The 18009-nt window shown below is 62.9% G+C and carries 20 protein-coding genes and 1 tRNA gene; 10 read left to right on the forward strand and 11 right to left on the reverse strand.

The window, feature by feature from the left end:
- Positions 1-99 precede the first annotated feature (99 nt).
- A tRNA-Ser gene (locus CAY53_RS04105) sits at positions 100-189 on the reverse strand.
- A gap of 122 nt (positions 190-311) precedes the next feature.
- Between CAY53_RS04105 and CAY53_RS04110 the strand changes: the two genes are divergently transcribed.
- On the forward strand, positions 312-815 hold the full coding sequence (locus CAY53_RS04110; protein ID WP_104936058.1) for an LEA/WHy family protein: 504 nt from the start codon (positions 312-314) through the stop codon (positions 813-815).
- A 52-nt stretch (positions 816-867) separates the two neighbouring features.
- Here the strand turns inward: CAY53_RS04110 and ypfJ are convergent, their stop codons facing one another.
- A complete protein-coding gene (gene ypfJ / locus CAY53_RS04115; protein WP_104936059.1) occupies positions 868-1725 on the reverse strand; it encodes a KPN_02809 family neutral zinc metallopeptidase in 858 nt (285 codons plus the stop codon).
- A 201-nt stretch (positions 1726-1926) separates the two neighbouring features.
- On the opposite strand from ypfJ, the gene amrA reads away from it, so the two are divergent.
- From amrA to CAY53_RS04145, 6 genes are all read left to right on the forward strand, one after another.
- The gene (gene amrA, locus CAY53_RS04120) at positions 1927-2511 is read left to right on the forward strand and encodes an AmmeMemoRadiSam system protein A (protein WP_104936060.1); all 585 of its coding nucleotides are present in this window, start codon (positions 1927-1929) and stop codon (positions 2509-2511) included.
- Positions 2508-3116, forward strand: coding sequence for a hypothetical protein (locus CAY53_RS04125; RefSeq protein WP_104936061.1), 609 nt, complete (start codon positions 2508-2510; stop codon positions 3114-3116). Before amrA ends, CAY53_RS04125 begins: the two co-directional genes overlap by 4 nt.
- Positions 3117-3157: 41 nt before the next feature.
- Positions 3158-4135: a biotin synthase BioB gene (gene bioB / locus CAY53_RS04130; protein WP_104936062.1), complete on the forward strand. Its 978-nt coding sequence runs from the start codon at positions 3158-3160 to the stop codon at positions 4133-4135.
- Positions 4128-5426, forward strand: a complete 1299-nt coding sequence (gene bioA, locus CAY53_RS04135) for an adenosylmethionine--8-amino-7-oxononanoate transaminase (RefSeq protein WP_104936063.1) — start codon at positions 4128-4130, stop codon at positions 5424-5426. Before bioB ends, bioA begins: the two co-directional genes overlap by 8 nt.
- A 7-nt stretch (positions 5427-5433) precedes the next feature.
- Entirely contained in the window at positions 5434-6660 is a 1227-nt protein-coding gene (locus CAY53_RS04140) for an AI-2E family transporter (RefSeq protein WP_104936064.1), read from the forward strand.
- Positions 6661-6787: 127 nt separating this feature from the next.
- Entirely contained in the window at positions 6788-7462 is a 675-nt protein-coding gene (locus CAY53_RS04145) for a DUF452 family protein (protein WP_281261051.1), read from the forward strand.
- 342 nt (positions 7463-7804) lie between these two features.
- Here the strand turns inward: CAY53_RS04145 and CAY53_RS13105 are convergent, their stop codons facing one another.
- From CAY53_RS13105 to CAY53_RS13115, 3 genes are read right to left on the reverse strand one after another with little or no spacing between them, the layout of a single operon-like run.
- Positions 7805-8740 (reverse strand): transposase, encoded by a 936-nt coding sequence (locus CAY53_RS13105; protein WP_245874879.1) that lies wholly within the window; start codon positions 8738-8740, stop codon positions 7805-7807.
- Positions 8653-8937 (reverse strand): transposase, encoded by a 285-nt coding sequence (locus tag CAY53_RS13870; RefSeq protein WP_483863837.1) that lies wholly within the window; start codon positions 8935-8937, stop codon positions 8653-8655. Before CAY53_RS13870 ends, CAY53_RS13105 begins: the two co-directional genes overlap by 88 nt.
- Positions 8862-9080 (reverse strand): hypothetical protein, encoded by a 219-nt coding sequence (locus CAY53_RS13115; RefSeq protein ID WP_219842722.1) that lies wholly within the window; start codon positions 9078-9080, stop codon positions 8862-8864. The genes CAY53_RS13870 and CAY53_RS13115 overlap by 76 nt, the downstream gene beginning before the upstream one ends.
- 200 nt (positions 9081-9280) lie before the next feature.
- On the opposite strand from CAY53_RS13115, the gene CAY53_RS04155 reads away from it, so the two are divergent.
- Positions 9281-10042: a class I SAM-dependent methyltransferase gene (locus CAY53_RS04155; protein WP_146106391.1), complete on the forward strand. Its 762-nt coding sequence runs from the start codon at positions 9281-9283 to the stop codon at positions 10040-10042.
- Positions 10043-10111: 69 nt separating this feature from the next.
- Here the strand turns inward: CAY53_RS04155 and CAY53_RS13875 are convergent, their stop codons facing one another.
- The 6 genes from CAY53_RS13875 to CAY53_RS04185 form a co-directional block, all read right to left on the reverse strand.
- Positions 10112-10357 carry a C-GCAxxG-C-C family (seleno)protein gene (locus CAY53_RS13875; protein ID WP_104936067.1) on the reverse strand — a complete coding sequence of 82 codons (246 nt, stop codon included), beginning with the start codon at positions 10355-10357 and terminating at the stop codon, positions 10112-10114.
- Between the two features lie 109 nt (positions 10358-10466).
- Entirely contained in the window at positions 10467-11372 is a 906-nt protein-coding gene (locus CAY53_RS04165) for a TDT family transporter (RefSeq protein ID WP_104936068.1), read from the reverse strand.
- A 264-nt stretch (positions 11373-11636) separates the two neighbouring features.
- Positions 11637-12854: an NADP-dependent isocitrate dehydrogenase gene (locus tag CAY53_RS04170; protein WP_104936069.1), complete on the reverse strand. Its 1218-nt coding sequence runs from the start codon at positions 12852-12854 to the stop codon at positions 11637-11639.
- Between the two features lie 60 nt (positions 12855-12914).
- Positions 12915-15392, reverse strand: coding sequence for a bifunctional aconitate hydratase 2/2-methylisocitrate dehydratase (locus CAY53_RS04175; RefSeq protein WP_104937428.1), 2478 nt, complete (start codon positions 15390-15392; stop codon positions 12915-12917).
- Positions 15393-15601: 209 nt separating this feature from the next.
- The gene (locus CAY53_RS04180; RefSeq protein WP_104936070.1) at positions 15602-16537 is read right to left on the reverse strand and encodes a S66 peptidase family protein; all 936 of its coding nucleotides are present in this window, start codon (positions 16535-16537) and stop codon (positions 15602-15604) included.
- Complete coding sequence (locus tag CAY53_RS04185; RefSeq protein WP_104936071.1) at positions 16534-17328, reverse strand: type III pantothenate kinase; 795 nt, start codon at positions 17326-17328, stop codon at positions 16534-16536. The genes CAY53_RS04180 and CAY53_RS04185 overlap by 4 nt, the downstream gene beginning before the upstream one ends.
- A gap of 126 nt (positions 17329-17454) precedes the next feature.
- Between CAY53_RS04185 and cutA the strand changes: the two genes are divergently transcribed.
- Both cutA and CAY53_RS04195 read left to right on the forward strand, forming a co-directional pair.
- Positions 17455-17787: a divalent-cation tolerance protein CutA gene (gene cutA / locus CAY53_RS04190; RefSeq protein ID WP_104937429.1), complete on the forward strand. Its 333-nt coding sequence runs from the start codon at positions 17455-17457 to the stop codon at positions 17785-17787.
- Positions 17777-17986: a hypothetical protein gene (locus CAY53_RS04195; RefSeq protein ID WP_104936072.1), complete on the forward strand. Its 210-nt coding sequence runs from the start codon at positions 17777-17779 to the stop codon at positions 17984-17986. The genes cutA and CAY53_RS04195 overlap by 11 nt, the downstream gene beginning before the upstream one ends.
- Positions 17987-18009: the final 23 nt, after the last annotated feature.

Consider the following 18009-nt stretch of genomic DNA (forward strand, 5'->3'; position numbering starts at 1 on the left):
CGGCGCGGGCATGGGGGCCTGGTGCTCTTCGCCCGCCGCTCCCGGAAAAAGCCACAAAAAAACCGCCCTCCTTTCCGGATTGGGCGGCCTGCGGCATTCTGGCGGAGGGACAGGGATTCGAACCCTGGGTGGAGTCACCCCCACAACGGTTTTCGAGACCGTCCCGTTCAACCGCTCCGGCATCCCTCCGCAACACAGCCTTGCCTTTGTACCTTGCCTCCTGCGAAAAAGCAAGAAAACGCTCGTCTGTCAGGCGCCTGTCCGTTTTCTTTGCGGCAGGCGGTTTTCGTTTTCCTTCCTGTGGAGGTCTCATGTTCATCCAGAGAAGGCATGCGCTTCGCCTCATCGCCGCGTGCATACTTTTCCCCGTTTTGGGCGCCTGTGCCATGCTGCACGGTCTGCGGGAAAGCCCGCAGGTCGCTCTGGCCGATATCCAGCTTGCGAAGGCGGGGCTCATGGAAAGCGAGTTTCTGCTGCATCTGAGGGTGACGAACCCAAACGACGTGGCCTTCGAAGTCAGCGCCCTGTCCTGCGTCCTGAAGCTGGACGGCAGGCCCTTTGCCCGAGGCCTGGCCTCCAGCCGAACCCGGGTGGGCCCCTATGACAGCGCGCTGGTGCCGGTCAGCGTGTATGCCTCGGTGACGGATATGGCCGGCGCTCTGGCCCGCCTGATGCGGGCCGGCGTGGGGGGCGCCGCTCCTGCCCGGTATGAACTGGAGGGGACGGTGCTGCTGGACGTGCACGGTTCCCGGCTGAAGCGGCCCTTTGTCAGCAGGGGCCAGTTGTCGCTGGACAGGCTGGGAGAAGGGAAGTGAGTTCGGGCGACCCGGGGCCCTTGCCGGCTCTCCGGCGGACGCCCAATGCAGGTCAGAGCTGCCGGGCCTTGAAGGTGTCGCACTGGTCGGGATTGCCGCTTGCATAGCCCCGCCGGAACCAGCGGACCCGCTGCTCCGAGCTGCCGTGGGTGAAGGACTCGGGCGTGATATAACCACGCTGGCTTTTTTGCAGCCGGTCGTCGCCGATCTGGCTGGCCGCGTGCAGCGCCTCCTCTATGTCGCCCGGTTCGACCAGATTTTTGCTGCGGTCCGCATGGTGGGCCCAGATGCCGGCAAAGCAGTCGGCCTGCAGTTCCACCCGTACGGAGAGCTGGTTGTACTCCGTCTGGGACAGGCGCTGGCGCTGACGCTGCACCTGATTGCTGATGCCCAGAAGGTTCTGCACGTGGTGCCCGATCTCGTGGGCCACGACGTAGGCCTGGGCGAAATCGCCCGGTGCGTTCAGCTTCTGCTGCAAATCGTCGTAGAAGGCCAGATCAATGTAGACTTTCTGATCGGCTGGGCAGTAGAAGGGCCCCATGGCCGACTGGGCATAGCCGCAGGCCGAATTGACGGCGCCGCGGAACAGTACCAGTTTCGGCTCCTTGTAGGTCTTGCCGTGGGCGCGGAAGATGCGGTGCCAGTTGTCTTCGGTGTCGGCCAGCACCACAGCGACCAGTTCGCGGGCCTGCCGTTCCCTGTCGCTTTCCTGCACCGGGCCGGCTTCCTGCGGTTGACGGCCCTGCAGCACGCTGCCGATCTGCATGGTGGTTGAGGGATCTATGCCGAAATACATGCCCACCAGCGCCAGCAGCAAAAGTCCGATGCCGCCGCCCTTCATGGGGCCGGAGCTGCGGGAGCCGCGCCTGTCTTCCAGATTGCCGGATTGCCGTTGACCCTGCCAGCGCATGGGAACCTCCTGATATGCGAATGGGGAGCAGGTTCTGCCTGCAAACATCTGCCCAGGGTACTGTCCGTTTTTGCAAAAGGCAAGAGCAAGCCCTTGATTTCCTGAAAGGATCGCGCCCGGTCCGGATGCTTGACAGTCTTGACCGCTGCGGTACACTGCAGTGCCTGACCGATAAAAAAAAACGGCAAAGAGGCGAGCGGCATGCGCACACAGGGAGCGTATCTGGATGGGCGGCAACAGCAGGCACTGCTGGCCTGGGCCAGGCAGGCGATTGCCCGGGCCGTGCACGCGGGAGATGGGGCAGCGGGCGGCTCTTTGCCGGATGAGCCGGTGTTTCGGGAAAAGCGGGCGGCTTTTGTCACCCTGACCAGAAATGGCCGCCTGCGGGGCTGCATCGGCACGCTGCTTGCCGTGGAAAGTCTTGGGGACAGCGTGCGGCATAACGCCTTGAATGCGGCCCTCCGCGATCCGCGCTTTGCCCCGCTTGCGGCGGCGGAGCTGCCGGAAATACGGATCGAGATTTCCGTACTGGATGCACCTGCGCCCCTGGTCTATCGGGACAGTGAGGATCTGCTGAGCCAACTGCAGGCGGAGCGGCCCGGCCTCATTCTGGAGGCGGACGGCCATCGCGCCACCTTTCTGCCCCAGGTCTGGGCGCAACTGCCAGAGGCCCGGGATTTTCTCTCGGCCCTCTGCCGCAAGGCCGGCCTGCCCATGGATGCGTGGCAGGACTCGGGTCTTTGCTATCGGCGTTACGCCGTGCAGTGTTTTCGGGAGAAACAATGAGCGAGTTGCTGTTGCCGCCCGAGCTGGAGCGGGAGATGGCTGCCGTGTACGCGGAACTGGCCCGGGCCTACGAAGTCGTGGCCAGTGCCCTGGGTCTGAGCTGCAGCGGCTGTCCGGACAACTGCTGCGATTCCTGGTTCTTTCACTACACCTACTGTGAATGGGCCTATCTGTGGCAGGGCCTGAAACAGCTTGACGGAGCGACCCTTGCCGCCATCCACGCGCGGGCCGAAGCCTACCTGGGCGCTGCCCACAAGGCAGAGGCCGCCGGGCAGAGGCCGCGGCTGCTGTGTCCCCTGAACGAGGGGGGGCTGTGCCGGCTCTACCGGCACCGGCTTCTCATCTGCCGGAGCCACGGCGTGCCGGCCACGCTCGCCGGCCCGGACGGCCGGATGCGGCGCTTTCCCGGCTGCTTTCGCTGTCAGGAGCTGGTGGCAGGCAGTTTCGGCGAGCCGGCGCAGGCCCCGGCCATGGAGCGCACCGTGCTGTTCCGGCGTCTGGCCCTGGTGGAACAGCGCCTTTTGGGGCCGGACCGGCGCAGCTATCCGAGGCTGCGGCTCACCATTGCCGACATGATCGTGCAGGGGCCGCCGCAGCGGCAGTGAAAACCAGGGCGGCACCCGGGTCACAGAACAGGACAGAGGCCATGAACGAACTTTTGCAAAAAACAGGGGCAGTCCTGTTTTCCGGCGGTCAGATCGACCGCGACACCGCGCTGGCGCTGGCCGGAGCGGGAGAGGCGCTGTACCGGCTGGCCGATGAGGTGCGCCGCCACTTCATGGGCAACCGCTTTGACCTTTGCGCCATCATCAATGCCAAAAGTGGCGGCTGCACGGAAGATTGCCGTTTCTGCGCCCAGTCGGCGCGACACCATACCGGTGCGGCCCAGTACGCCATCGTTGACAGGAACGAGGCCTTGGACATGGCCAAGGCAAGCGACCGCCACGGTGTGGAGCGACTGGGCCTGGTCACGAGCGGCCGCAGTCTGAGCGCCAGGACCGTGGAGCAGCTCTCCGGCCTGCTCAAGGCGCTGCGCGCGGAAACCGGCCTGTATTTCTGCAGCTCTGTCGGTCTGATGGATGAGCGCATCGCAGGCGCCCTGGTCAGCTCGGGCGTGCGGCGTTGCCACTGCAATCTAGAGGCCTGTCGCAGCTATTTCCCCAGGGTCTGCAGCACCCACACCTGGGAGGAAAAGGTGGCGACCCTGCAACTCGCCCGCGCCCACGGTATGACGCTCTGCTCCGGCGGCATCATCGGCATGGGCGAGAGCCTGGCGGAGCGGGTGGATCTGGCGCTGGAACTGCGGGCGCTGGGCGTCAAATCCATTCCGGTGAACGTGCTGACCCCGATACCCGGCACTCCCCTGGGCGATGTGACGCCGCTGACCCTGGATGAGGTGCTGACCGCCATTGCCCTGTTCAGACTCATCAACCCGGATGCCGTGGTGCGTATGTGCGGCGGTCGTCAGCAACTGGGCAAGGCCCAGTACCGCTGCTTCAGTGCCGGCGCCAATGGGGCGATTGTGGGCAACTACCTCACCACGAACGGCAACGAGCTGGCAGAGGATCTGGCGCAGATTCGTGCCCTGGGCTTCAGCTTCGCCAGGGAGGCGGCCCATGCTTGACGAAAACGCGCTGGCCTTCGATCGCGAGCATCTCTGGCATCCTTACACCTCCATGACCAGGCCCCTGCCGGTTTATCCGGTGGCCAGGGCCCAGGGCGTGCGGCTCTTTCTGGCCGACGGGCGCGATCTGATCGACGGCATGTCGTCCTGGTGGTGCGCCATTCACGGGTACAACCATCCGGCCCTGAACGCTGCGCTCGAGGCGCAGATAGGGGAGATGTCGCATGTGATGTTCGGCGGCCTCACCCACGAGGCGGCCATTGCACTGGGCCGGCGCCTGTTGCGCATGGCGCCTGCGCCTTTGCAGCACCTCTTCCTTTGTGATTCCGGCTCGGTCAGCGTGGAAGTGGCGCTCAAGATGGCGCTGCAGTACTGGCAGGCCCTGGACCGGCCGGAAAAACACCGGCTCCTGACCATCCGCGGCGGCTATCATGGCGACACCTTTCATGCCATGTCGGTCTGCGACCCGGTCACCGGGATGCACGGGCTTTTCGCCGCCGCACTGCCGCGGCAGCTTTTTGCCCCGAGGCCCTGCTGCCGTTTTGGCGCGGACTGGGACGCCCATGATCTGGATGCAATGGCCTCGCTGCTCATGGCGCACAGCGAGGAACTCGCGGCGCTCATTCTGGAGCCCATCGTGCAGGGCGCGGGCGGGATGTGGTTCTACCACCCCGAATATTTGCGCGAACTGCGGGCGCTCTGCGACCGGTACGGCGTCCTGCTGATTTTCGACGAAATCGCCACCGGCTTTGGCCGTACCGGCAGGCTCTTTGCCGCCGGGCACGCGGGCGTGGCTCCGGACATCATGTGCGTGGGCAAGGCCCTGACCGGCGGCACGATGACGCTTGCGGCCACCCTGACCACAGCAGCGGTGGCCAGGGCGCTTTCCAGGGTGGACAGGGGCAAGCCGGGCGTGTTCATGCACGGGCCGACCTTTATGGCCAATCCACTGGCCTGCCGGGTGGCCTGCGCCTCCCTGGATGAGCTGGAGCGCTGCGGCTGGCAGGAGAAGGTGGCGCGGATTGAGGCGCAGCTGCGACGCGAGCTGGAGCCGGCCCGCAACATGCCGGGTGTGGCTGATGTGCGTGTCCTGGGGGCCATTGGCGTTATCGAAACCGAGAAACCGGTGGACATGGCCCGCCTGCAGCGCTTCTTTGTGGACAACGGCGTCTGGATCCGGCCCTTTGGCCGCCTGATTTACGTGATGCCGCCTTACATCATCGAGCCTGCCGATCTGTCCAAACTGACTGCCGCCCAGAGAGAGGCGGCGGCCATCACTGCCAGACATTGAGCTGCTTATGCATCAGGATCGTGTCAACAAAGTCGTTCTGCTGGTGCTGGTACTGGCCGTTTCCCTGCTTTTTCTGGGGATGATCCGGCAGTACCTGATGCCCCTTTTCATGGCGGCCCTGTTTTCGGCCCTGCTCTCGCCCGCCTACAGGCGCCTGCGCGACCGCCTGGGGGGGCGTTCGGTTCTTGCCTCGGTGTTGATCGTCGTGGCGGTTTTTACGCTGATTCTGGTGCCCCTGACCATCCTGACCGGCATCGTGGTCGGGCAGGCGGTGAGTGTCAGCCAGTCGGCCACGCCCTGGATTCAGGACCTTGTCAAGCAGCCGCTGCCCCTGCAGCAGTATCTGGAAAAAATCCCCTTTCACAAGCAGTTGATGCCCTACCGGGAGCAGATCCTGGGCACCCTGGGCGAGGCGGTGGGCGCGGTGTCCGGCTTTTTCATCAACAGCCTTTCCTCTGTGGCCAAGATGACGCTGAACGCCCTTCTGGGCATCGTCATCATGCTCTACTCCATGTTTTTCCTGCTGATCTCCGGCTCGGTGCTGCTGCGCAAGATCCTGTTCTTCCTGCCGCTCTGCGATGCGGACGAGCAATTGCTGCTGCACCGCTTCACCTCGGTCACCGCAGCCACCCTGAAGGGCACAATGATCATTGGCCTCCTGCAGGGCACGATTTGCGGCGTGGGCTTTGCAATCGCAGGCATCGAGGGCGCGGTCTTCTGGGCTACGGTCATGGCGGTGCTCTCCTTGATCCCCGTCCTGGGCACGGCCCTGGTCTGGGGGCCGGCGCTCGTCGTGCTGCTGGCGCAGGGGCATTACGGGGGCGCGCTTGTGCTGCTGGGCGTCTGCGGCGGCATTGCGGGCAACATCGACAATGTGCTCAGGCCGCAGTTGGTGGGCAAGGACACCCAGATGCACCACCTGTTCGTGCTCTTCAGCACCCTGGGCGGCATCGGCATGTTCGGCATCTTGGGCATCATCGTGGGGCCGATCATCGCGGCGCTCTTCATCACGCTCTGGGAACTCTACGGCCGGGCCTTTGGCGCCTATCTGCCCGTGGTCAATCTGCTTGCCGGTGGGGAGCGGCAGCCGGAGCGCCCCAGCCCGCAAGCCGTGGCAGTCACGCCCGCAGCCCCGGCCGGCAAGCCGGAACAGGCGGCCACAGCGCCGGCTGCCGACCGCCGCTCCAAAACCAGAAAGCCCGGCACGCGGGGCAGGAAGCTCCGTCGCCGGTGAACGCCGTTGTTTCAGCCTCTTTTATGAGGAGCCATAAAAGAACCGGAGCCGCTCCATGCAGCCCGGCCTTTGCTCTGTCAATCAATTCTTGGGCTCACAGGGAGCAACCATGAATGACAAACCAGCAATGACCTGCACCTGGCTGCACCGGCGACGGGCTTCGGTATGTGTTGTGTTTTTTGCGGGCTGGGGCATGGATGCCAGGCCTTTTGCACCACTTTCTGCAGGTGGAGTGGACGTATGCATGCTCTCGGGCTACCAAAAGGTTGAAGCCCCTAACATGATGCAATTACATGAATATGAAGAAGTGGTGCTGCTCGCCTGGTCCTTTGGCGTGTGGATGGCGGCGCAGGTCTGCACCTGGCAGCTTCGGGCCGGCTGCAGCGACATGATTGCCCTGGCTGGCACCCTGAAGCCTGTGGATGCACAGCTTGGCCTGGCGCCAGAGCAGTTCGAGGCAGTGCTTGCAAATTTTGACGAAACCGTGCTGGTCAAATTCTACGGCTCCATGTTTGACGAGGAGGCCCATAGCGCCCTGTTTTTAAAAAACCGTCCCCGCCGCGAGCTTGCCGACCTGAATCGCGAGCTGGCCTTTTTACATCGGGAAAGCCTGGCGGCGCCGGTGGCGCTGGACATGTTTACCCAACATATTGTCACCAGCCGCGACCGTATCTTTTCCGGCCGCAATCAGACGCGCAGTTGGGGCAGAGAAAATGTCCGGGTGCTGCAGTGGCCGCATTTTCCTTTCTATCACTTTGCCACCTGGGGCGAGCTGCTAGCCGCTTTACGGGCAGATGTGTGACAGACCGTGCCCTTCATGAACCGTATGGGTTTTTTTCCGCCAAAAGGCAGGCTACGCGATGGCTGCTAGTTCTCATGGCCAATGCGCCGCTCGCTCAGGGTGAGAAAAGGTGCAAAGGGCAGGGCAGGATTCTGGCCGAGGTGAAAGCGTCAAGCACCAGGCAGCCAGCAGGAGCCCGCCATGTTCCATAGCAGTCCGTTGAAGAAATGTTGATTTTTCGAAGGGGACACAAAGTTGGCGATTGTGCCCCTGCCTGTCAGTTGTGCCATCTCGAAATGACCATCATGACACAATCTGGAGTATCAGCCGTATTCGGCAGCCAAATGACCAATATGAGCAGGTTCAGCTCATCAATTCGGACAAAAAGCAGCCGGCTCCAGCATCGGCCCAGCCCCTGGGGGTGCCAAAACCAAACAGGGCCCGCAGCAGGATCCCCAAATTGAACCCCGCAACATGAATAATGTAACGCTTCTCCACATTGGCCAGTCCGCGAAGATGCACCCGCCGCATGCCGCCCCGGTCAAGGCAGTGGGCAAAGCTGCGTTCCACCCGCTCGCCCCGCGCCCGCAAAAGCGCCTTGCCCGTACCGGAACCGATCCGCTTCCTGTTCCCGTACACCGCTTCCCGGGCATCCATGTCGCCTTTCCAGCGCAATCGCCCCTTGTGCGCCGGCTCGCTGATCCGGCTGGTACAGGCATCCGGCAAATCCTTCAGCACCTTCCGGCTGTGACAGCCCTTGTCCGCCACCAGAGCAAAGGGCTCGTCAATGCCGGGCGCGTCTTCCTTGTCCCTGATCGCGCACAGCTTGGCCTGGGCGTCGTCAAGTGTGGTGGCAAGCGTTGTGGTGTCGCCCCGATCCGCAGGGTGTATCACCGCAGAAACTACCGCCCCGGATTCCAGATCAACCACATGCTCAGGTCTGTACGCCATATGCGTACGGCCATCCCTGAGTTTGGCTATGCGCGCATCCTCATCGGTGCCCGATTGCCAGTCCCTGTTGGCAGTCGTTTTCTCCTGGCGCTTGCGGTCAAAGGCGATCAACTCCGCCCTGGTCGGCGTCCTGATGCCGCTCTCTTCAGCCAGGCGTTCAAGCATTTCCTGGTAGGTCTCGCCTGTATCGCGGCGTACAATGCTCTTCATGGCCGCATTCGCCTCCATGCTAGAGGCGTCGATGCCCAGATATTTCCCGTTCAGCAGCTTGGCTTGCTCCAAAATCCGCAGCACAAAGACAAACATTTCGTGATGAACTTCCAGCGGCAGACGCCCCGGATACGGCACAGGGAGGAGTGATCAGGCACGGATTCGGTGGGGCCGAGCTGGAGAAATTCGCGCAGAGAAAGGGAGTCGGCACAGCGCCAGCAGATGCCGCGCTCAGAGTCGATGCCCTCGAAGTAGCCGATCAAAAGCATGCGAAAATAGCGGCCCGGCGGGATGGACCTGCGGCCAAGTCTTTCGGCGTAGCAGGGAGCGCACAGAGCTTTTCGAGGAAGGCGTCAAATGCTTTCTGGCGCAGGAGCTTTTGCAGCCGCTCGTAAAAGACATGCCCCTGACTCTGGGGCAGCTGATCATAGATCAGCCACATGCTCTTCTGCTCTGCCTGCCTCCGACCAGGACTCATATTGCCTCCTCAACACAATTTGATCGCCTGTGCACCATTATGTCTTGCCAGAAGACTTTTTCAACGGGCTGATAGCGGCCATTTGGCTCATGTGGCCGGGTAAAAATCTACCCTCAAGATTCAGAAAACGCGGATAACTGCATTCTGAAAGGTATCCATTAAAAATATCCAGAAAAACAAAGCGTTCAGGAGCGGCAGTCTTGTTCAGGAAAACAGTACAGAGAATTCTAGATATCCTTGCAATCCCATTGGCATACCTGCTCAGAAACAGGAGGGTGCAGGAAGAGTTGTGGAAGATAAACCACTTTCGTCCGGAAAGTGGTCTGTGTCACTGGTGTCACAGGCCAAACGACATAGAAGAGGAAGTATACAACATTGCAACCAGACAATCCGCACAGTATGTTGTCGATCATTTCAGCCACATATCCGGGACGATTGATCGCTACCACATGCTGCGATACTGCGTGCAACGGGCAAGTATCGACGGTCTTTTCCTGGAATTTGGCGTGTACAACGGCGATTCCATCAACTGCATTGCTGAAACCGTGCAAAAAACTGTCCACGGTTTTGACTCGTTCGACGGACTTCCGGAAGACTGGGAGGCCTGCAAGAGTGGCCAGTTTTCCCGCAATGGTGTTGCTCCCAAAGTCCATGACTCCGTACAGTTGCATGTTGGCTGGTTTGAAGACACCCTGCCGCAATTCGTGCAGAAACACAAGGAACCGGCCGCCTTTATCCACATAGATTCAGATCTGTACTCTTCGGCAAAAACAGTGCTGACTCTCTTGCAAAAGCAGATCGTTTCCGGAACAGTGATCGTTTTTGATGAATATTTCAACTATCCAAACTGGCAGCAACACGAATTCAGAGCCTTCCAGGAGTTTGTCCGTGATTGTGATATCCATTACGAATACATAGCCTACTGCAGCAGGGGATATTCCGTCGGCGTTCTGATAAAGTAGAAAATCTGCCCAGGCCCCGGCGGTTCAGGGCACCGGCGAACCGGCGGGGCTGGGGCGCCATTACCGCGTTTACCTTGGGGCCTTTGGGCCAGCCTGCGTCGTGCGCCCGAAAAACATGCCCGGCGCGAGCATGGCCCCATGCAAAGCACCGCACAGGCGCCCGGCTCCGATCGACATGGCGGAAGACATGGCGTTCACCGATTCCGCTACGTCCACCTGAAAATTGCTCCCGATAACGTCCTTGACAGCCTCGCAGCACAAGAATCCGTTGGCGTACGACGCCTCCGCGTGCTTCTGAAGGGCCTTCGGCCTCACTGCCGTTACGGGATACGTGACGATCGATTATTCGTGTCTCCCTCTGCAATTTGACAGCGGCTTCAGGAACTCGCCGCCCTGTTTTGCACGCGGCCGCCGCCTAACCGCTTTACTTCGGGAACAAAAGCTTCAGGTAGCCTCCCAGCACCCAAAGGACGACAAGGACGGCAATGGCCGTCTGCACGTGCCCCAACACCGCCATCCAGGCCAGCCCCGTGTACCCGGCCGCCATCTGCACCGCGAGGGCACTGATCACCAGGGGGAAGGTAAACGCCGCATGGCCGGGGGTAAAGAAGGTCCGGCAGAGCCTCAGCAGATACGACACACCCACCCCGTAGAAGAAGAGGGACAAGACAAGAAGCAGCCACACGAGGAGGGGCTCTTTCACCTCGAACGAGACCATGTAGCCCACCAGCAGCATGGATGCGGGCGCGGCAAGGATGACCGCCGTGGGCCTCGCGGCGTCCGGAACCTGCCCGACCTTCCAGAGACGCCAGCAGACGAAGGGCAGAAGGCAGAAGTAGGAGACAAAGGCAAACCAGAAGGCCATACGTCCGATATCCAGGCGCCCCGTCACCGGAGCGGAGGCGCTGGCCACAGCAATGCCCATGTAGACGATGAACCATGAAGGGAACACCTTCTCCAGGGCGAACCCCTTCAAAAACATCCAGCTGAACCACAGGATCAAAAGGGCATGACCGACGAGCCCGGCGTACCAGACGGCCGTCCCCGCCTCCGGTGCATAGGGTTTGACGTATCCGGCCAGCAACAGGGTCGCCATCGTGAAGGTCGGCAGGACGCTCGCCGCGACCGGGTTCTCGAGGGGCTCCTTCAACCTGGCGTTCAGGACCAGCAACTTGAGCAGATAGGGCAGATAGAGAAGAAAGGCCACTCCCCCGAGAAGCAGCCGTGCCCCGTGACTGTAGTCCTGCACGAGGTTGCCCAGCGCGAACAGAGAGAGGCTCAGCCCCGCGGTCGGAATAGGATATTGCCGCAGAAAATTCAGAACCAACATAGCTCTTCCCCCTTTCACGGCAGGCAAGTCTTTTGTTCACACTCGGGTATGGAGCAGGCGCGAGTGGCATGGTCACAAAAGAGATCAAGCGCCTCTGGGCCATGGCTTATAACCGAGGTGCAAGCAAGTCAAGGCTTGTTTGCAAAATCCTGGCAATCAGCGCCTTGACCATAACGAAGATGACGGCGCGGGCATCATGCCTGCCTCTGCCGCCAGGTAGCCCCAAGGCGACCCACGGCGGGCCGCCTGGCAAGCGAAGTTGGCTCAGCGGGAGAGGGCCCTGTTCAGGTTTTCGTCCAGCTTGGCAAGGAAATCCTGGGTGCTCAGAAACTTCTGGTCGCTGCCCACCAACAGGGCCAGGTCTTTTGTCATAAAGCCGTTCTCCACCGTGTCCACGCACACCCGCTCCAGGGTCCTGGCAAAGCCCATCAGGGCCTCGTTACCGTCGAACTTGCCGCGATACCAGAGGCCGCGCGTCCAGGCGAAGATGGAGGCAATCGGGTTCGTGGAAGTCTGCTTGCCCCTCTGGTGCTCGCGGAAATGCCGCGTCACCGTGCCATGGGCCGCTTCGGCCTCCACGGTCCTGCCGTCCGGGGTGAGGAGCACGGAGGTCATCAGGCCGAGAGAGCCGAAGCCCTGGGCCACGCTGTCGGACTGCACGTCGCCGTCGTAGTTCTTGCAGGCCCAGACAAAGCCGCCGTGCCACTTCATGGCGCTGGCCACCATGTCGTCGATCAGCCGGTGCTCGTAGGTGATGCCCGCCTGCCTGAACGCTGATGCGAATTCCTGGTCAAACACCTCCTGGAACAGATCCTTGAAGCGGCCGTCGTACTGCTTCAGGATGGTGTTCTTGGTGGACAGGTACAGGGGCCAGCCCAGGTTCAGCGCGTAGTGCATGCAGGAGCGGGCAAAGCCCCGGATGGAATCGTCCAGGTTGTACATGCCCAGGGCGCAGCCGCTGCTTTTGAACCTGTACACCTCGTGGCCGATCGGCTCGCCGCCGCCTTCCGGTTCAAAGATTATCTTCAGCGTGCCCGGGCCGGGCACCAGAAAATCCGTGGCCTTGTACTGGTCGCCAAAGGCATGGCGGCCAATGACAATGGGCCGGTTCCAGCCGGACACCAGGCGGGGGATGTTCCTGCAGATGATGGGCTGGCGGAAGATGGTGCCGCCAATGATGTTGCGGATGGTGCCGTTGGGCGACTTCCACATCTTTTTCAGGCCGAATTCCTGCACCCTGGCCTCGTCCGGCGTGATGGTGGCGCACTTCACGCCCACGCCGTATTTTTTGATGGCTTCAGCCGCCTCCACCGTGACCTGGTCTTCGGTTTCGTCCCGGTGCATGATGCCCAGATCGTAATATTTCAGATCAATGTCCAGATAGGGCAGGATGAGTTTTTCCTTGATGAATTTCCAGATGATCCGGGTCATCTCATCACCGTCCAGCTCCACGAGGGGGCTCGTTACCCTGATCTTGTCCATGGCTCGCCTGTTTACCTCCGCTGCGTGTTTGAATGGGGGCAAGGCCCCTTGTTCCCTCTTTCAGGCCGTCAAGCTGCCAACGGCCTCCATGTATTCGGCCACCGTGGGCAGCCTGCCCAAAAGGCCGCTGACCGCGGCCAGCTCGGACGAGCCCAGGAAGACCCTGGTGCCGTCGCCCATGCGGTTGTCAAAGTTGCGGGTCGAGGTGGAGATGACCGTGGCGTTCGGCATCACCCGGGCCTGGTTGCCCATGCACAGGCTGCAACCGGGAACCTCCATGCGGCAGCCCACCTGGGCGAAGGCGCTCAGGCAGCCCTCATCCTGGAGGGTCTGGCGCACCAGGCGGGTGGACGGGGCGATCCAGATCCGGCTCCTGGCGTAGGGCGCTCCATTAAGGAGCCTGGCCACGCGCAGCAGATGGGAGAGATGGGTCATGCAGGAGCCGATGAAGACCTCGTCGATCTGGGTGCCCGCCACCTCGGAGAGCAGCTTCACATCGTCCGGATCGTTCGGGCAGGCCAGAATCGGCTCCGTGATTCCGGCCAGATCGATTTCCAACACCGCCCTGTATTCCGGGTTCGGGTCCCGCCTGAGCAGTTCCGGCCTGGCCAGCCAGGCCTCCATGCTCGCGATGCGACGCTTCAGCGCCTCCGCGTCCTCGTAGCCCTCGGCCACCAGCGCCTTCAGCTCCCGGATGTTGGACTCCATATGCTTCTGCACCGTCTCGGGCGGCAGGGCCAGGGCACAGGCCGCTGCGCTGCGTTCCGCACTGGCATCGCTCAGCTCGAAGGCCTCCTCCACGCTCAGATCGTCCACCCCCTCGATTTCCAGAATCGTCCCGGCGAAGATGTTGATCTTGCCCTTCTTGGGCACGGTCAGCAGGTCCTTTTTGATGGCGAAGTAGGGGATGGCGTTCACCATGTCGCGCACCGTGATGCCAGGGTTTCTCCTGCCCGTAAAGCGCACCAGAACGGAAGGCGGCACTTCGAGCGGCATGAAGCCCAGGGCCGCGGCGAAGGCCACCAGGCCGCTGCCCGCCGGGAAGGAAATGCCCACGGGGAAGCGGGTGTGGGAGTCGCCGCCCGTGCCCACGGTGTCCGGCAGGAGCATCTTGTTGACCCAGGAATGGCACACGCCGTCGCCGGGCCTGAGGGATACGCCGCCACGCTCGATTGCGGCCTGGCGCATCAGCTCCCACCGGCCCAGATCGACCTTTTTCGGGTAGGCCGCGGTGTGGCAGAAGGACTGCATATACAGATCGGCCTTGAAGCGCAGGCAGGCCAGTTCCTCCAGTTCCTGCACGGTCATGGGGCCGGTGGTGTCCTGGGAAAGCACGGTGGTCATCTCGGGCTCGCAAAGCATTCCCGGCACCACGCCCGGCAGCCCGCAGGCACGACCCAGCATCTTCTGCGCCTGGGTGAACTGCTGGCCCGGTCTGGGCCGGGGACTTTCGGCCACGGCAAAACAGGTGGGCTCGGCCACCTTCAGCGCCGCGCAGGCCGCCTTGGTCAGGCTCTTGCCGATGACCAGATTGAGGCGGCCCCCCGCACGGTACTCGTCCAGCAGGGTCGCGGGCGGAGGCGTCACCCTGATTGCCGTGCCATCGGCTTTTGTGAGCGTCATCGCGGGCAGGGAGAGGGTGATCCTGTCGCCGCTTTTGATCGCGTCAACCTCGCATTCCAGGGGCAGTACGCCCGCGTCGCGGGAGGTGGCGTAGAAGATGGGGGCGAAGGTGCCCGCCAGCACCAGGCCGCCGCGCCGCTTGTTCGGGCTGCCCGGAATGTCTCTGCCAATATGCCAGGCCAGGGAGTTGACCGCGGACTTGCGGGAGGAACCGGTGCCCACCACGTCGCCGGCAAAGGCCACGAGCGTGCCGCTTCGCCGCATCTTGTCCAGTTGCTCCACGCCGCCCGGAAAACGTCTGATGCCAAAGAAGGTGGCGTGCAGGGGGATGTCGGCACGGCTCTGGGCCTGATTGCCCGGCGAGAAGTCGTCGGTGTTGATCTCGCCGTCCACCTTGTACACCTGGAAGTCCACCTGCTCCGGCAGGGCCGGGGACCTGGTGAACCACTCGGCCCTGGCCCAGGATTCCAGCACCGCCCTGGCGTGGATATTGCTGGCGGAGAGGGCCAGCACCCGGTCAAAGGCCTCGTAGATCTTGACCAGGGGCTTCAGAGCCTGGGCCGCCTGGGCCGCCACCTGGTCTTGCTCCAAGAGCCGGATGAGTGCGGCCACGTTGTAGCCGCCCCCCATATTGCCCAACATGGCGATGGCCGCTTCCGGGCTCACGGTCCTGGTCGTGACGCTTCCGGACGCCACTTTTTCCAGCCACGCGGCCTTGACCCTGGCCGCCGCCGCCACGCCCGGCTCCACGCGGTTTGCCAGCAGCTCAACCAGCTCCGGGCTTTCCTGACACCTGACCTCCCTGTCCTTGCCCAGAAAATCGGTCAGTTCCTGCACCTGCCCGGCGGAAAGGGGCAGGGCCGGAATGCCCTGCGCCTGGCGGGCGCCTGCATCCTCTTTGTACTTGCTCAACATTTGCATGATGTTCTCCAAAAAAGTTTGGGGTATGCGGGCCTGGCAACCAGGTGGATCGTCAGCAGGGGCCCAGGGCATGGCTGCTCCGGAAGGAGTGCGGCATGAGGCCGCTCAGGCTGACCAGGAACACCAAGGCGATGCGGCCCGATCGCCCCGGGCATCGCTTTTTGGGACTGTGCCTTGGTTGTCGTTCCGACCGGAGCCGGGAGCTAAGGCAAAAGCAGCAGCCGGCCGCTGGCGGCGTCCATCCGGCAGTGCATGCCGATGGGCAGGGGCATGTTTTGGCCCTGATGGCCAAAGGGCAGGCCCGCCCAGATGGGAAAACCCGGCGGCGCCAGTTCCAGCACGCGACGCCACAGGCCTTCCTGCAGCCGAAGCCTGGTCGTGCGGTTGTCGGCGCCACTATCGAAATCGCCCAGCAGAAGCCCGGCCAGACGGTCGAGCCGGCCTGCCTGGGCAAGCTGGGTCAGCATCCGGTCCAGCCGGTAGAGATATTCGCCGGTGTCTTCCAGAAAGAGCACGCAGCCGTCAAAGGGCCTGTCCCAGGGGGTGGCCAGCGCATGCACCAGGGTGGCCAGATTGCCGCCCACGAGCCGGCCCTGCCCTGAGGCAGCGGGGCCGCCGTCGCGCAGGATTTCCATGCCGGGCAGCGGCACGCTTTCGGGTATGCGGCCCGCCAGCCAGGCGAAGAGCTGCTCCCGGTCTTCCGGCCGGCAGCGGCTGAGCGAGGCGGCCATGGGGCCGTGCAGGCAGACGCAGCCGGCCGTGCCTGATACGTGGTTCAAAAGCAGGCTCAGATCGCTGAAGCCGATCAGCCACTTGCAGTGGCGCGCGAGCAGACCTGCATCCAGCAGCGGCATGAGCCGCAGACAACCGTAGCCGCCGCGTACCGCCATCACGGCCCGGATTTCCTCGTTTTCCCAGAGCCGGTGCAGGGCTGCCGCCCGGGCTGCATCGGTGTCGGCCAGATACTCGCCGGGTCTTGGCCCGATATGGCCCTCCTCATGCACCCGGAACCCGGCATCCCTGAGCAGGCCTATGCCTCGATACAGCAGCTCCGGATCCTTCGGCGGGCCGGCCGGGCAGAAGAGGCCAAGGGCATCGCCCCGGTGCAGGGGCGGGGGCAGGCGGCATGTGTCGGTCATGGCCTGCCCCCGGTATTGCGGGCAAAGAGCAGGGCCAGTCCCTTCAGGGTCAGCTCTTCGTCGACGCGCTCGACGCTGCGCATATAGGGTTTGACGAGGGCGGCCATGCCGCCGGTGGCGATGGTGGCCACCGGGCCCTCCGGCACCATCTGCCGGCCCAGCACCTCGACCATGCGGTCCACCAGTCCGCCAAAGCCGTAGAGCATGCCCGAGTGGATGGCCTTGACCGTGCTGGTGCCGATGGCCTGCTCCGGTATGGCATTGATGTCCAGCCGGGGCAGTTTGGCGGTGCGGCTTGCCAGCGCGTCCAGGGAAATGCCGATGCCTGGATGGATGGTGCCGCCCAGATAGGCCGGCCCAGCGCCCACGCAGTCGAAGGTGATGGCCGTGCCGAAATCGATCACGATGAGCGGCGCATGGATCTGCTCCCAGGCCGCCACCGCGTTGACAATCCGGTCAGCGCCCAGTTCTTCGGGCTGCTCGACCCGGATCTCCATGTCAAAGCGCATGCCGGCATGTACGGCCAGGGGCGGCCGGCGGAGAGCGCTGAGGGCCGTGCGGGCAAAGCCCAGCCAGCTCGTTTCCAGGGCGGGCACCACCGAGGCCACGATAAAGCCTTGGATGGCCGTAAAATCCAGCCCCAGCATGTGCAACAGGCCGTGATAGCGCAGGGCCAGCTCGTCCGCCGTCCGGTCCTGGTGCGACTGCATGCGCCAACTGCGCAGCAGGCGCCGGCCATCGTACAGGCCGCTTACGGTATGCGCATTGCCCACATCGACCACGAAAAGCATGCTTTCTCCCGAACTCTTACTGAAAGGTGGCGGCTCTGTCTTGAAGCGGCCGCCAGAGTAGTCTATTTTGCAGCATCCTGCCAGATCTGTCCGGGGCAGGAGCCTTTCTTTTTGGAGGGATTGCCCATGAAAGACTATATTCAGGTCACGACCACCATCGACACCAATGCCCGGGCCGAGCGGCTGGCCCAGGCGCTTCTGGAAAAACGCCTCGCCGCCAGCGTCCAGGTGGTGCCCTGCTGGTCGGCGTACCGCTGGCAGGGGCGGATCGAACGAGGCCGGGAGTTTCGCTGCGCCATCAAGACGCGCGCCGACCTGTGGCCGGAGCTTGTCGCCCTGATCCGTTCCCTGCATCCCTACGAGGTGCCGGAGATTTTCGCCACCGCCATTCTGGATGTTACGCAGGCGTATGGCGCCTGGCTGGACGAGGAGCTCGCGGAGGCGCACGATGGCCGCTGACGCCAAAGGGCGGGACACGCCGAAACGCCGCCGGAAAACATTTCGCTGCCACTGCTGCGGCCAGGAAAAGCCCTTCTGCTGGAACTGTGTGTGCGGTTTTCAGATCTGCCCGGAATGCTTCGAGGAAAACAGGTGGGGCATGAGCAATGGCCCGACCTGGATCTGCCCGGACTGCGAGCGGATCCACATGATGGAGTAGGCTGCATACAAAAAGGGCAGCGC

The organism is Desulfobulbus oralis, from assembly GCF_002952055.1.
GTDB classification, from domain to species: domain Bacteria; phylum Desulfobacterota; class Desulfobulbia; order Desulfobulbales; family Desulfobulbaceae; genus Desulfobulbus; species Desulfobulbus oralis.